This window comes from Prosthecobacter sp. SYSU 5D2, assembly GCF_039655865.1.
In the GTDB taxonomy this organism is placed as follows: Bacteria; Verrucomicrobiota; Verrucomicrobiia; order Verrucomicrobiales; family Verrucomicrobiaceae; genus Prosthecobacter.
The window spans coordinates 158,340-172,469 of record NZ_JBBYXL010000002.1; the positions used below are offsets into that span (position 1 = coordinate 158,340).

The 14,130-nt window shown below is 62.7% G+C and carries 14 protein-coding genes; 13 read left to right on the forward strand and 1 reads right to left on the reverse strand.

Features of this window, described 5'->3' with window-relative positions:
* Window positions 1–32: 32 nt before the first annotated feature.
* Window positions 33–671 (forward strand): hypothetical protein, encoded by a 639-nt coding sequence (locus WJU23_RS03365; protein ID WP_346331121.1) that lies wholly within the window; start codon window positions 33–35, stop codon window positions 669–671.
* A 25-nt stretch (window positions 672–696) separates the two neighbouring features.
* On the opposite strand, the gene WJU23_RS03370 is transcribed toward WJU23_RS03365, so the two are convergent.
* Entirely contained in the window at window positions 697–2,652 is a 1,956-nt protein-coding gene (locus tag WJU23_RS03370) for a protein kinase (protein WP_346331122.1), read from the reverse strand.
* Between the two features lie 200 nt (window positions 2,653–2,852).
* On the opposite strand from WJU23_RS03370, the gene WJU23_RS03375 reads away from it, so the two are divergent.
* The 12 genes from WJU23_RS03375 (at window position 2,853) to WJU23_RS03430 (ending at window position 14,112) form a co-directional block, all read left to right on the forward strand.
* On the forward strand, window positions 2,853–3,593 hold the full coding sequence (locus tag WJU23_RS03375; RefSeq protein ID WP_346331123.1) for a sigma-70 family RNA polymerase sigma factor: 741 nt from the start codon (window positions 2,853–2,855) through the stop codon (window positions 3,591–3,593).
* Window positions 3,594–3,742: 149 nt separating this feature from the next.
* Window positions 3,743–4,066 carry a hypothetical protein gene (locus tag WJU23_RS03380; RefSeq protein ID WP_346331124.1) on the forward strand — a complete coding sequence of 108 codons (324 nt, stop codon included), beginning with the start codon at window positions 3,743–3,745 and terminating at the stop codon, window positions 4,064–4,066.
* A gap of 95 nt (window positions 4,067–4,161) precedes the next feature.
* The gene (locus WJU23_RS03385) at window positions 4,162–4,557 is read left to right on the forward strand and encodes a hypothetical protein (RefSeq protein ID WP_346331125.1); all 396 of its coding nucleotides are present in this window, start codon (window positions 4,162–4,164) and stop codon (window positions 4,555–4,557) included.
* A 3-nt stretch (window positions 4,558–4,560) separates the two neighbouring features.
* Window positions 4,561–7,257: a hypothetical protein gene (locus tag WJU23_RS03390; protein WP_346331126.1), complete on the forward strand. Its 2,697-nt coding sequence runs from the start codon at window positions 4,561–4,563 to the stop codon at window positions 7,255–7,257.
* The gene (locus WJU23_RS03395; RefSeq protein ID WP_346331127.1) at window positions 7,254–7,769 is read left to right on the forward strand and encodes a hypothetical protein; all 516 of its coding nucleotides are present in this window, start codon (window positions 7,254–7,256) and stop codon (window positions 7,767–7,769) included. The genes WJU23_RS03390 and WJU23_RS03395 overlap by 4 nt, the downstream gene beginning before the upstream one ends.
* Window positions 7,770–7,823: 54 nt before the next feature.
* Window positions 7,824–8,678 (forward strand): hypothetical protein, encoded by an 855-nt coding sequence (locus tag WJU23_RS03400; RefSeq protein WP_346331128.1) that lies wholly within the window; start codon window positions 7,824–7,826, stop codon window positions 8,676–8,678.
* Between the two features lie 66 nt (window positions 8,679–8,744).
* Complete coding sequence (locus WJU23_RS03405; RefSeq protein WP_346331129.1) at window positions 8,745–9,833, forward strand: hypothetical protein; 1,089 nt, start codon at window positions 8,745–8,747, stop codon at window positions 9,831–9,833.
* 12 nt (window positions 9,834–9,845) lie between these two features.
* Window positions 9,846–10,466 (forward strand): hypothetical protein, encoded by a 621-nt coding sequence (locus WJU23_RS03410; RefSeq protein ID WP_346331130.1) that lies wholly within the window; start codon window positions 9,846–9,848, stop codon window positions 10,464–10,466.
* A gap of 20 nt (window positions 10,467–10,486) precedes the next feature.
* Window positions 10,487–11,218: a hypothetical protein gene (locus tag WJU23_RS03415; RefSeq protein WP_346331131.1), complete on the forward strand. Its 732-nt coding sequence runs from the start codon at window positions 10,487–10,489 to the stop codon at window positions 11,216–11,218.
* A gap of 6 nt (window positions 11,219–11,224) precedes the next feature.
* Window positions 11,225–12,169, forward strand: a complete 945-nt coding sequence (locus tag WJU23_RS03420; RefSeq protein ID WP_346331132.1) for a hypothetical protein — start codon at window positions 11,225–11,227, stop codon at window positions 12,167–12,169.
* A 24-nt stretch (window positions 12,170–12,193) separates the two neighbouring features.
* The gene (locus WJU23_RS03425) at window positions 12,194–13,417 is read left to right on the forward strand and encodes a TrbI/VirB10 family protein (RefSeq protein WP_346331133.1); all 1,224 of its coding nucleotides are present in this window, start codon (window positions 12,194–12,196) and stop codon (window positions 13,415–13,417) included.
* 5 nt (window positions 13,418–13,422) lie between these two features.
* The gene (locus WJU23_RS03430; protein WP_346331134.1) at window positions 13,423–14,112 is read left to right on the forward strand and encodes a hypothetical protein; all 690 of its coding nucleotides are present in this window, start codon (window positions 13,423–13,425) and stop codon (window positions 14,110–14,112) included.
* The last annotated feature ends 18 nt before the right edge of the window (window positions 14,113–14,130 follow it).

Genomic DNA, 14,130 nt, shown 5'->3' on the forward strand with positions numbered 1-14,130 from the left:
AGGTTAGTCTGGAGCAACGTTACCTGGAAACCATGAAAAACTGCGCTGTGATTTTTGGCATTTGTTCCCTGTCCCTGGCGGGCCTGTCCCTGGGCAGCACGCCGAATGTGGTGGGCCGTACGATCTACCATGCGGACGACAGCAGGACGGAATCGGTGAGTGATCCGAGCATCCGTGAGATGACGGAGATGACGTACAATCCGGCAGGGCAGCTGACGGTGAAGAAGGTGTTTCTGCTGAATGAAAAGGGGGACCCGCTGCAGGGGAATGTGTATGACGGACGGGGCAATCTGGTGGCGCGCTGCCAGATGATCTATGATGAACTGGGCCGGCGCAAAGAGGACCGGCTGACGAATCTGAACGGGGAGGTGTTTCAGCAGGTGATCCATGAATACGGAAAAGACGGCAAGGCGCTGACACCGAAGCTGATCAACCTGAAAACAGCCACTCAGCCGGTGATAGCACCGGCCCCGATTGACTTCACCGGCCAGCAGCCTGCGCCGGGTGCCAATGCGCCGAATTCATCCCGGTTCGCCCCGCAGCAGCTTCCCGCCGGGGGGCAGCCTGCGGCCGGGCCGGTGGTGCCACCGCAGCTCATGCCGCCGCCGGAGGCGCCCAAGGAGGAGGCAAAGCCGAAGCCGAATTTCTTCAAGAAGCTGTTTAAAAAGTAACCGGACTCCCCTTCCGCTGCCGGCTTCATTTCCGCGCTTTTGGGGTGTGCCTGAGCAGGGTCCAGGCGGTACGGCGCTGGGTGTCCATGCTCCAGCGGCCGTCAAAGTCCGGCAGCATGAGCACGGCCTGCGGGGTCTGGGCGGGCTCGGGCGCCTCGATAAAAAGCTCTGCAGGCGCGGCATTGGGAGCGCCGGGCGTGGGCCGGGCGGACCAGGACCAGGTCTGCGTGGCGGCATCGTAGATGAGGCTGGCATCCGCAGGAAAGCGGGTCCAGTCCTGGCGGATGCCCTGGATGCCGTTGCCGCGCGGGTCAGACCAGCGCAGGCGGCCGGTCTGGGCCTCCAGCTGGAATCCGAAGGCCAGCTTTTCCTGCACGGCAGGGTCATCGTCCAGGCAGAAGATCACGCGGTATTCGCCGGGCTGGATGAGCAGGGGCGCGGCCGGCGGCTGCGTGCTGCGGCTGCCCAGGCGGCCTTCGAAGGCGTAGCGGCCGGTGATGTGGCGCAGATGCCAGCCGCTGAGGTCCACAGGGGAGGTGCCTGGGTTGTGCACCTCGATCCAGTCCGGCGTGACGCCGGTGGAGGTAAAGAGGGTCCTTTGATTTTTAGCCTGGATCTCGGTGATGAGCAGCGGGGGGGAGGGGGCGGCGGGCATCCAGGCTTCGAAGTCCGCCGGGCTGCCATCATCCCACCGGAAGGCGCCGGTGACCGGGTCCATACTGCCGCCGGTCCAGACCGGGGCCCGGACTTCCAGCTCCCGCAGCCGGGCCACCACCTCGCTGAGCTCCTGCGCGGAGTGGAAGCTGGCCATCTCCACGCCTTGTGTGGCCTTCACCCGGCGGCGGCTTTCCTCCCAGTTCAGCTTCAGGCGGAGCAGTGAGAAGTGCTGATTGAGGCGGATGACAGTGGGGCCGTGCTCGTTTTCCACATTCACCGGGAGGGGAGCGGCGGGTTTTTGCAGGACCTGGGTGTTGATTTCATCCAGCAGATAAATGAAGCCTGCGCCAACGATGACGGAGGTCATCATGGAGACGATGGGCCGCTTGGCGATGGCGCGCTGGACCATGGGCCGTTGCAGGCGCTCCAGGGTGGAGTGGATGGCGCTGCGCATTTCAGCGGCGCGCTGGAAGCGGTCTCCTGGCCGCTCGCGGAGGGCGCGGGTGACGACCTTGTCCAGGATGGCGGGAGCGTCGGACTTTTTGGAGGGCGGCTCAAAGACACCCACGGGCAGGTGGCCGGTGAGCATTTCATAAAGGGTCACGCCGAGGCTGAAAATATCTGCCCGGTGGTCCAGGCTGGCCTCCCCCCGGCGCTGTTCAGGGGCGGCATAGCCAGGCGTGCCCATGGCCAGGCCGGTGCGGCTGGTGGTGGGGGCGGAGGGGGAGGCGGCGGAGAGCTTGGCCAGGCCAAAGTCCGCCACCCGCACGCGGCCCCAGACATCAATGAGGATGTTGGTGGGCTTGATGTCCCGGTGGATGACGCCGTGGTCATGGGCGAACTGGAGGGCCTCGCAGATCTGGGTGGTGACCTCCAGCGTCTTCGCCAGGGGCAGGCGGGCCAGCTTCATGATGTCCAGCAGGGAGGTACCCTCCACATACTCCATGACGATGTAAAGGTGGCCGGAGTCATTGCGGCCAAAGTCATAAATGGCTACGATGTGCGGGTGCTGCAGGCGGGCGAGCAGGCGGGCCTCCTGGTGGAAGCGGTCCACAAAGGCCGCATCCTGGCCCATCTCCGGCGGCAGGATCTTGATGGCCACGCGCCGCTCCAAGGACCTCTGCGTGGCGGCATAGACGGCGCCCATGCCGCCCCGGTCTATGAACTCAAAATCATGATAACCGGGGAAAAGCGGCTCCAGCTCCTCCGCCATGGGCGGCTCCCAGTCGGTGCCCTGGCCGCCCATCACTCCGTCCATGAGGCCGAGCGGATTGAGTCCGTTCATGTGGCTGGAAGGGCGGTTGGCGTCAGGTTTTTTACCCATGGTTGATTAAGATGGAAGGAAATCCGCTGCCAGGCGCTTCCGTTTCATGAATAAGTCATCACAAAAAACCACTGCTGTCCATGGCAACGCCCCGTATTAGCCAGATAACCCGGCATTTGTGACAGCAATTTTCCATAGATGACGGCCCACAGGTTGCCAAATGCGGGATTTAGAGGAAATTCGGCATTCTTATTCCGCGCATGAACCCGCATACTCATCATGGGGCCTTCCCCGTCACCCGTTGGAGCGTTGTTCTGGCTCTCCGTGAGGGGGAGGACGTGTGGCGCGGACGCCTGGCGCTGAACGAGCTGTGCCAGATTTACTGGCGGCCGCTCTACTCTTATGCGCGCTACCAGGGCCTGTCCCCGGCGGATGCTGAGGACCTGACGCAGAGTTTTTTCACCTTCGCCTTGGAGAAAGACCTCTTCGCAGCGGCTGACGCGAGTTTGGGCAAGATGCGGAACTATCTGCTGACGGCTTTCGGACGGCACATCAAGCACTGGCAGCGGCAGGCGAATGCGCAGAAGCGCGGGGGCGGGCGGGACATCGTTTCCATCGAGGCCTCCCAGGCGGAGGACGAGATCACGATTGACCCGGCGGACCACCGCACGCCGGAGTCCATCTACCAGCGGCTGTGCGCGCTGCGCATCATTGAGGCTGCCATCGAGCAGCTGGCCAAGGAGCAGGAGGTCGCAGGCAAGGGTGATCAGTTCCGCGCCCTGCGCAGCCGGTTGGACCCATCCCAGGCGGGCTCCGGCAATGATGCTGAAATGGCGGCCCAGCTGGGCATCAGCCATGACGCCGTGCGCCAGTCCATCTCCCGGCTGCGGAAGCGCTTCCGGGAAATCATGCGGGACCTGGTGGCCGCCACCCTGTCCGACCCGACGGATGAATCCGTGCAGGAAGAGCTGGCCTCCCTGCGCAATGCGCTCGTGGGATAAGGCAATTCGTGGCTGAGGGCGGGTCTGGCCGTAAGTTTGGAAAAAAAAACTGTCACACCCGGAAACAGAAGGCATATCACCCTCCAGCAGAAGGCTCATGAGCCCGCAAGCTGAACCCAAAACAATACCATCAACTACATCTCACTACTATGAGCCCAGTCGCAATCTCTCTCGCAGGTGCCAACATGCTGCGTTTCACCATGCCCCTCGCCGCAGCCTCAGATTCCTCCGGTCTGGCGGGCACCATGGGTGGCATCATTAACATTCTGAACCTCGTGGGCCTGGTGCTGGCCTTCGGTGGCCTTCTGTTCTCCGCCGTCATGTTCATGATGGGCCAGACAGAGCGCGTGCTTTACGGCCTGGTGGGTGCCGGCATCGGCGGTCTGTCCTTCGTCATCGTCAAGGTCATGTTCTCCACCGCAGGCGGTTCGGAAGACATCTCCGGTCTGGAAATGACCACTGACGCTCCCTAATCTGCGTCCGGTCCAAGCCGGATCCAAAATTCAGGCGGCCTCCAGGCGTCCCATTCTGGGCTGGAGGCCGCTTTCCTCAGATTTTTGTTACGATTATGGAACAACAAGGCGTACGCTTGCACGAAACCAATGAAGGCCGCGAAACCCAGCAGGGCATCGCAGGTTTTGAAGGGGCCAATGCCTTTTACTTCATGCTGGCCCTCGGTCTCGGCCTGCTGCTGTTCCGCAAATTTTCCGAAGGGAGCAACCCGAACATGCTGGTCGCCCTCGGCATCGCCTCCATTCCCATGCTGGTGGTCATGTCCTACGTCTTCGGATTGAAGCAGGGAAAACCCGCCTCCTATGACATTGAGCTGGGGGAGTGGCTCATCATCAAAGCCTCCGCCAATCCTTACTTCTCCCCCCGGCAGGTGGAGCCTCTGTCGCTCCCCTGGGTGGAGGATCCCATGCGCAAAGAAAAAAACCAGGAAGCCAAGAAGAAAGAGATCTGACGCATGGCCAAATTTGTCAATTCCTACCTCGACGAAGACCTGATCATCTACCGTGGCCTGCAGCGTGGCGGCGCCATTGGCAAAGGGTACAACATCGAGATGCCGGACACGGAAAACACGGACGCTTCCTGGCTGATGGCGCTGGAGGACAACCTGCGCGTGTTGCTGCGCATGGTCCGTCCGGAGACGCGCCTGCAGGTCTCCTGGAGCGTGGACAGTGACTACCGGAAGGAGCTGGAAAGATACAAGGCCAAGACGGAGGCGCTGCCGCAGGACCGCTGGTCCACCCGCCAGCGGGATGAGCGGTACAACCGCTATGACAAGAAGATCCGCGACCATTTGCTGCGTCGTGAGCATCTGCAATTTTACTACACCTCCCGCATCCAGGGCCGCGCCATGGGCGGCGGGCGGGCCTATTATGAAGAGCTGCTGCAGGCGGCCAAGCGGGAGCAGGGAGAGCTGGAGGAGGCGCTGCGCCAGCAGCTCGGCGGCCTGGGCGGGCGCGTGGCCCCGATGACGGACATGGAGCACTTCGAGGCCTTCTACCGTTACTTCAATCCCAGCGCCTTTGAAAACGATGCGCTGAACCTGGATGACATCTATGACCCGTCCAAAACGGTGTGCGAGATGTGCTTCAACAGTGATGCCGCCCCCTACCGCATGGGCACGTCCACCTTCAAGATGGACGGTTTTTACCAGGGCATCTGCGTGATGAAGACGCTGCCCAAGTTCACCTACATCGGCATGATGCGGCTGCTCACCCAGCTGGACATCCTGGACTACCAGGTGGTCGTCAACATTGAGGCCGGCGATGTGGAAAAGGACCGCATCGCCACGGAGCACAAGGTCACCCGCCTGGAGCGCGGCAAGATCACGCCCTCCCTGGAGGCCACGCTGATGAAGCTGCGCACCCGCATTCGCCGCCTAACAACAAATGAGGTGGTGCCCTACCGAATGCACCTGCTGGTGCGGGTGTGGGACCGCAATGCGGACAACTGCGCCAGCAAGCTTTCCGCCATCAAAAACTCCGTCCTCAAGCTCGGCGGTGCGCAGGCCTATGAGCCGACGCTGCCGACGAGTGTGCGGAATTACTGGCAGCTTTGCATGCCCGGCTGGACCTGGGCCAACTACAACGACTTCAAGCTGTATGTGGAGGATGTGAACCTGGCGGACCTGCTGCCCATCTCCAGCACACCCACCGGGGACCTGGAGGATGCGGAGGCCATCTATGACGGCCCGCGCGGTGCCCTCGTCGGCTGCACCACTTTCGTTGGAAAAGAAGGCAGCATGCGGCCGGAGCACGGCATCATGTTCGGCGCCTCCGGTGCGGGCAAATCCGTCTTCACCATTGACCTGCTCACGCAGACCGCGCCGTATTATGACTACACGGCCATCGTGGAGGAAGGGCTCTCCTACAACCTCTTCACCCGCCTGTATGGCTGCAAACCCATCATCGTGCAGCCGAACGGGAACTTGACGTTCAATTACTTTGACACACGCGGCCTGCCGCTGACCTCCGACCAGCTCGGCGGTGCCACGGCCATCGCCCACCTGATGGCGGGTCCGCCGCCGGACATTGACAAGGACCGTATTCGCCAGGCCCTCCTCTCCAAACAGATCGAGCGCATTTATGTGGACCAGTTTGAGACCTGGGCCAGCCGCAATGCCGAGGGCCGGGTGGAGGCCGCACGGCGCGTGAACATCGCGGAAGAATGGCGAAAGCGCAAAATGACGCCCGGCACGGTGCTGGCGGATGCCTGGCTGGACTTCACCGCTGAAATGCTGGAGGGCAATGCCGAGGCCAATGAGCTGAACCGGCTGAAGATTGACCCCGCCATCGTGGAGGACTACCTGAACAATCCCGGCAACCAGTGGGAGCTCATGAGCCTGGGCTACACGCTGATGAAGCCGGAGGACATGCCCAATCACAGCCAGTTTGTGGAGCTGCTGAACCTGGAGAGCCGCCAGCGACGTGCGCATGAGGACCTGGGCCTGCTGCGGATGCTGCTGGAGCCGTGGAGCCGCACGGGCCGCTACGGCGGCATCCTGGACGGGGTGAACAATGTGGATCTGAGCGGCAAGGTGGTCCACTTTGAGCTGTCCTACATCCCGGAATCCGCCAAGGAACTGCGCACCGTCGCCGCCTTCCTCATCACCAATGACCTGCGCAAGGAGATCATGAGCCGCCCCCGGTCCACCCGCAAGCGCGTCATCCTGGAGGAGCTTTCCGCCTTCCTGGCCATGCCGGACGGCGACCGCATCACGCGGGAATACTATGAGCGTATGCGCAAGTACTCCTGCTGGGTGTTCTCCATCATCCAGCAGTTTGGCCGTATCAAGGACCACCCGGTGCGCTCCTCCGTGGTGGGCAACAGCCGCATCATGTTCATGCTCAAGCAGCCCGACCAGCGGGATGTGGAGAGCATGAGCGAGGGCTTCCGCATTCCCTCCATCACCAAAAAACAGGTCACCAGCTTCCCGGACCCCTCCGAGATGAAGAGCGACCCTTACGGCTCCTTTGTTTATTACCACGAAGCCACCGGCCGCCCCCGCATCGCCATCGGTCGGCACCAGGCGTCCAAGGAAATGATCCTCGCCTCCGCCACGTCCGGGGAGGCCTTTGAGCGGCAGAACGCGCAGCTCAAGGAATTCAATGATGACGCCTACAAGATGATTCTCAGCCAAGCCAAGTCCAAATGAAACGCTCCCTCCCTTTCATCCTCGCCGCCCTTTGCGCCGCGTCCGTCACCTCCTGCGCGAACAGTGATGGCACCATGAACAAAGGCATCCTGGGCGCCGCCTCAGGCGGTCTCATCGGCGCGCTCATCGGGGACAACCTGCTGAGCGGGAATAACAACAACAATAACAACGGCGGCGGAGGCGGCGGCGGCGGGAATAACAACAACAATAACGACGGCAGCTTTCTGGATGACAATTCCGGCCTCATCACCGGTGCGGTGGCAGGCTATGCCGCCGGGGCCATCAGCGACAGCTTTGCCAAAAAGGAGATCCGCGAGCGCTACATGGACGGGTATAACAAAGGCCGCAGCGATGCCATCAAGGAGCTCTACTGGGTGAAGCGGGATGCTGAGCGGCCCAGCGAGGATTCCAGCATCCAGCGCCGCTATTATGAAGTGCCCGTGCCGGAGCACGTCACCACGGACGGCGTCCTGGTGGAGCCCAAAAAAGTCGTCATCGAGGTGGTGGAATAACCGCCTCTGCCCTTTCCGCATCCGCAAAACGAACCGCAACGCCAAGCAACGCTTATGAAAACATCCAGACTCGTTCTTGCCAGCTTCCTGGCGGCCGCCGCAGCCGCCGCCCAGAGTGGCGGCACCGTCGTCACCTCCGCCCCGTCCATCGAGGCGGCCATCAACACCTCCAGCACGGACCTGAACGCCACCCTGACGCAGCTCCTCAACGAGGCGGAAAGGCAGACTGAAAAGCTGCAGACCAGCCTGGACCGCATGGGGGATCCGGCGGCGGTGAACCTGGCCTCCGTGCAGCTCATCAAGCAGGACATCCTGGATTCCGCCACCCTGCTGAAGACGGAGGACCAGCAGCGCATGATGATGACCGGCCTCACCGGCGCAGAAGTTTTTACCGATGATGCCTTCGGCCTCATGGAGCCCATCGGCGCCACCGTCACCAAGGACGACGGCACGGAAGTGGAGCGTGACCCGGAAAAGTACCGCATGGAAGCCGCCGTGATGGCGCAGATCAAGGAATTCAAGCGCGTCCGTGAGGAGGCCCTGCAGCGGAAAACCGCCCTGACCACGGAGCTGGGGGAGGTGATCCAGGATCTCGAAGATGCCCAGGACCTGGCCTCCATTCAAAAGCTCAACGCCATGATCACGCTGCTGCGCGGGCAGATTGATGAGATCAACCAGAGCATCCTCATCGCCCAGGCGGATGCGGAGATGACGCAGAAGGAGCTCGTGGGCCAGGCCCAGATCATGACCAAGGCCAAGAGTGAGGCGGCCATGCTGAACCGCCCGGCTCCGGATCCTGCGACGGCGACGGGCACCTTTCCCGGATTAGGCACCACGCCCAGGAAGCTTCCCTGGGGGCGCAAGGGCAGCACTGGCAACCCTGGCGGGACCGAGGAGGAAGTACCCTGATTTGAGGCCTCGCAGGACGCTCCGGGTGGAGCGCTCACCTGAGCCTGTTTTTTCCACTTATTCATCATGACTTTCCTCGCCGCAGGCACCGTTGACCTCATCCAGTCGGGTGGGAATCCGCTGTTCTTCTTTTATGAAGACCTGGCGGATGTCTGCGTGCGTTGCAGCGAGGTGCTGCAGCTTATCGCTTTTGTGATCATGTTTGCCGGCCTGCTCCTGCAGGTGTACAAAGGCATGATCGGCGGGGACCTGTCCGGCATGTTCAGGCAGATCTTGGTGACGGGCATCATCATCGCCATCATGCCTTATTACCCGGAGTGGATGCTGGCGGCGCAATCTGCTTTAAGCGGTGATCTGCTGTCGGCACTGGAGGTGGACCCGCTTTCGGTCCTGACCAATTTTGGCGAAAGCTTCGCGGAAGCGCCTTTTGATACGAACAGTGCGCCGGACATCATTTTGGGCATCTTTGATCCGCTGGCCTGGTTTGAATACTTTGCCACCGCCATCGGGCTCTTCCTCATGGCCTGCATCGCCATCGTCATGTATGCCCTGTTCTGGTGCGGTTTCCAGATCCAGGTCATCGCCATTTACCTGGGCAGTGCCTGTGCGCCCATCTTCCTGGCCATGCTGGTCTTTGAGCAGACGAAGGATACCGGGGTGAAGTATCACATCGGGCTGATCAGCATCTGCTTCTGGCCGCTGGGCTGGGGGCTGGGCATGCTGTTTACGGAGGCGATGATGACCTCCTTTGGGCTCGCCGCGACGATCGTCCTGTTCATCACGGGGCCCATCGGCGCGATCCCGTTCGTCGGCTGGATCATCCAGGTGGGTGCCATCATCATCTTCCTGCTCATCATCATCGTCTGGCTGATTGTGGTGCTCTTTGCCGCGCCGAAGATCGTCTCCAAGGCCATCACCACGGGGGCCAACATTGGCATGGGCCTGGTCTCCGCTGCGGGCAGCACTGCCATGGGCGTGGGCAGCGCGGGCGTGTCTGCGGCCTCCGGTGCGGCCATGATGGCCGGCGGTGCGGCCCTGACGGCCACCGGTGCCGGGGCGCCCGTGGGTGCAGGCATGATGGCGGCCGGAGCGGGCTCCATGGGCGGGGCCGGGGCCAGCCTGGGCAGCACCATCAGCAGCGCGGGGGACAAGTAAGCAATACGAAGCATGAAAGGCGTCACCGACATATTCATCTCCAAGCAAAAGCTGGCCATCTTCTGGTTCCTGGTGAGCCTGGGCTGCATCGTCGGCACGGCCTGGCATCTTTATGGCGTGGCCATCGAAGGGCGCAGCCGCATGCTCTATGTGCCCATCGAGCAGGCGGACGTTTACATTGACACGGAGCTGACCAGCCAGGGTCTGGATGACATGGTGGACTTCCAGACGCGGCTGACGCTGGAGACGTTTTTAAACCGCGGCCCGAAAGGACCCGTCACGGCGGAGCGCATCGGCTTCCTCTTCAACCCCGCCGGGCATGAGCAGGCGCTGCGGGACATCAAAGATAACAGCTATGACTTCCGCACCCGCCAGATCCACCAGATGCTGGAGATCGGCGCCGTCAGCGCCCTGCATTATCCGGACGGCAGCGCGACCACCCGTGCGGGCGGCCAGCTCATCCGCGTCAGCATTGACCCCACGGAGAAGCAGGCCATCACCCAGGCCTTCAGTTTCAATGCCATCATGCAATGGGAGCGTAACAAGAACCTGCGGGACCGGAAGCGCTTCCTCTTCGTCTGCAAAGACATCCAGTATGACCTCAAGGAAATCTCCAGCTCTGCGAATCAGTGACCGCCATGCCTGACGCTTCCATGACTCCCGCATCCCCCTCCTCTCTGCAGCCCATCACCGCCCCGGCGGGGGAGCGGAAGGAATCCGTCGTGCCGTCAGTGAAAGCGCCGGTCAAGGAGGCTGTGGTGAAAGTGCCGCGCCGCCGCAGCGCCATTGATACCCTGGTGGCGCGGGACAAGACGGCGGTGTTCTGGTTCCTGGTGGCCTGCGTGGTGGCCTCCGGCTGCGCCTGGTACCTCGTCATCATGGCGGAGGTGCTGAAGGCGCGCCCGCCCTTTGTCGTCATGGACACCGCCGGGGCCTACTATGTGGCGCCGGGGCTGAACTTTGACAGCATGAAGCCCATGCATGTGGACCTGACCATGATCGCGGTGGAGACGATGTTTGAGCGCGGGCCCGAGGGCCTGTACCGCGGGGAGCGGGTGGACAGGCTGTTTAACCGCCAGGGCAAGAGCATGCTCCAGGACATCTTGAAAAAAGAGGACTCCTACTTTTTAAACCAGAAGGTGGAGCAGACGGTGGAGCTGGAGGGGGAGCCCAAGCTCACCGGCGCGCTCTCCACCGCCGCCGCCACCGTGGCCACCGGCCTGGTCACGCGGCGCGGCTTTTTCAAAGGCCAGGCCCAGGTGGAGAGCTACCGCTTCAAGGTGGCCTTCATCTGGAGGATGAACCCGAACATGCGCGGCAACCGGCTCTACCCGGCCGTGATTGACAAGATCAGCACTTACAGCCTGGAGAAAATCAGCGAATAAATGACCATGCTCCGTCATCTCCCACTCACCCTTTTGTTAGGCCTGCTGCCGCAAATGCTGCCTGCGCAGGTGCAGGAAGGACGCGAGCTCGTCATGCTGGACCCGAAAAAGCTGGTCAATGAGATCGCCATCAACAGCACCGTGGCCACCACCATCACCTTTCCGGCCAAAATTACCCTGCTGACGGGTTTTGGCATGGTCACGGATCCCTCCGCCGCCCGGCACATGGAGCTGAGCAAGGTGGCGCTGGTGCATTATGACAATGTGCTGGACGACACCCTGGTGGTGCGCCTGGTGAAGCAGGGGGAGCCTTGCCACGTCACCGTACGCACGGACAAGCACATCCACCTGCTGCGTTTTGTCCCCTCGGAGCTGGCCAACCTGGCCGTCATCGTCCCGCCGCCGGTGGAGCGGGATGCGGCCGTGCCGGTCAGCTCGGAATCCATCGTCAAAAACCGCATTGATTACAATACGGAGGAGCTCGTCGGCGTGCTCAGCAAGGCCAAGAACCGCAAGGCGCTGCAGCCGCTGAACCCCGGTTTGTACTCCGGCTGGCTGGAGCGCAACGGGCTGGACATGACGGTGACGGACGACGCCCTGACGACGACCATCTATGAGATCCAGCGCCAGCCGGCCAAGGACGCCACCGTCTTCCGCTGCTGGATCACCAATACCGGCACCGAGTCCTATGAGTTTGAGCCCAATGGCGTGAAGGTCCGGGTGGGAGAGCGCAGCTACAACGCCCAGCTTGTTGACTGCAGCGGCCTGGTGCAGCCCGGCCAGCGCGTGCCCATGGAGGTCGTTCTCCAGGGCGGGCCTGGCGGCGGGCGGGAGGGCCTTTCCATCCAGCAGGACTTCCGCATCGAGCTGCCTGAGCCAGGCCGCACCCAGGCCTCCGCCGCTCTGTTTGGGGATGCCAATGCCATGATGCTGGATGATGGCAGCAAATAACCCCGAAGACCTTTTTCCGCTCCCATGAAACATCTTCAAAAACCCGGTGTACAAATGGCCCTCCTGGCCGTGGTGCTCATGATCGCCGCCGGGGCGTTTTTCCTGACCAAGCAGCCCGCGCCGCCGGTGAATGCGCCGCCCAAGGAGGACCGGAAAGGCAACCCCGTCACCACGGAGACGCTGGCCCTGGATGACAAAAAAGTGACCCTGGAAGAAAACCGCACCGCCCGGATCGGCACGGACCAGCAGGTGGAGCGCTTCGTGGTGCCGGCCAAGAAACCGCCGCCGCCCTCCCTCATCAACATGGGCGGCAGCGGCAAGAAAAAGGATGAGGCGCCGCCTCCCTATCCCCGCCTGGTCCACATCACCAACACCACACCGCCGGAGTTCAAGCCCTCCGAGCCGGAGTTCTTTGCCCCGCGCGGCATGCTTTTCAAAGCTGCCTTGGTGCTGACGGTGGATTCCTCCAGTCTGGAGACGCCCGTGCTGGCGCTGGTGACGGAGGATGTCTATTGGAACGGCCGGCTCATCGTCCCGGCCGGCACCCAGGTGCATGCCCAGGCCAGCAAAGGCCGCGTGCGTGACCGCATGGAGATCACCGGCACCTACACCTTCGTCTGGGCGGACGGGCGGGAATACAACATCAACTGCGTGGCGCTGGACCATGTGCGCCTGTCTGACGGCAGCTACGGCATCACGGACGGCTCCGCCGGCATCCGCGGCCAGATCATCCAGAACGACCAGTATGCCGAGCTGAAGATCCTGGTGGCGGAGGCGCTGCAGGGCATCATGAACAACCAGCAGGACCAGTTCCAGACCGTCTATGGCCTGGTCCCGCAGAACAACAGCCGCAATGCCGCGCTGGGCGGCGGCTCCCAGGCCGCATCGGCCTACTCCGGCCTGCTGACGAAAAAGCTGGAGGCGGACCTGGACTTCGTCCGCGTGGCCGCCGGCACCCAGTTTTACATCTTCACCAAGGACGTCTTCGAGCCGGACCTGGCCAGCGTGGCTGGTCTGCGCCAGGGCGGCAAGGCCGCCTCCAGCTGGCAGCTCGCCGAAGAAACCTACCAGCGCGCCCAGGCGCAGGCCGCCTCCGCTTCAGACGGGGCCGCCAAAACCGCTGAAACCACCCGCCAGGCGGAGGAGCAGCGGCGCACGGCGGAGCGCGCCGCCCGCGTCAGCAGTCTGGTCTCTCCGGCCGCCGCCACCACCACCAGTACCTCTTCCTCCTCCAGCACCACGCCATGACCACCATGATCCGATCTGCCCTCACCGCCGCCGCCTGTGCCCTGCTGGCCTCCTGCGCCTCTGAAAAGGAGCCCGCCCTGCCGGATGATCCGCTGGCCTTCCCCGTGGAGGAGCAGGAGCCCGCCTACATTCCCACCTACTCCAAGACCGTCGTGGCCGGCTGGCCCAAGGGCCGCAGCCTGGACCCGCATGACCAGTCCCGCGTGCGCCTGGATGAGGAGGTGCATGCCTACCATGTGGGCCGCCTGCCCAGCCGCGACCGGCGGGAGATGCATGAGGCGCACACCGTTTACCGCGTGGAGCAGGATGCCCGCTGGGATACCCGCCTGCCCGCTACGCCCATGGATTCACGCGGCGTCGTCCTGGGCATCGTGGAGCCCTCCCGCAGCGCCGTGCCCAGCACCACCCTCATCGAGCAGGAGCGCCAGAGCCTGATGGCCAAAACCCAGTCCCTCACCATCACCATGGCCAAGCTGGGCACCCTGCAAAAGGACCTGGAAAAGAAACGCCTGGCCTTTGAGGAGGCGGAGGAGGAGTCCAAGGAAATCCAGACCTACCTGTCCAAAACCATCCAGGAGCGGGACCAGGCACGCACCGAGCTGGAACAGGTCAAAACCCGGCTGGAAGAGCTGGAGGATGCCGAGCGCCTGCGCCTGCGCTCCTCCTCCCAGGGTTTCGGCAGCAGCAAAAAGTAAGAGCCCATTTGATTTTTT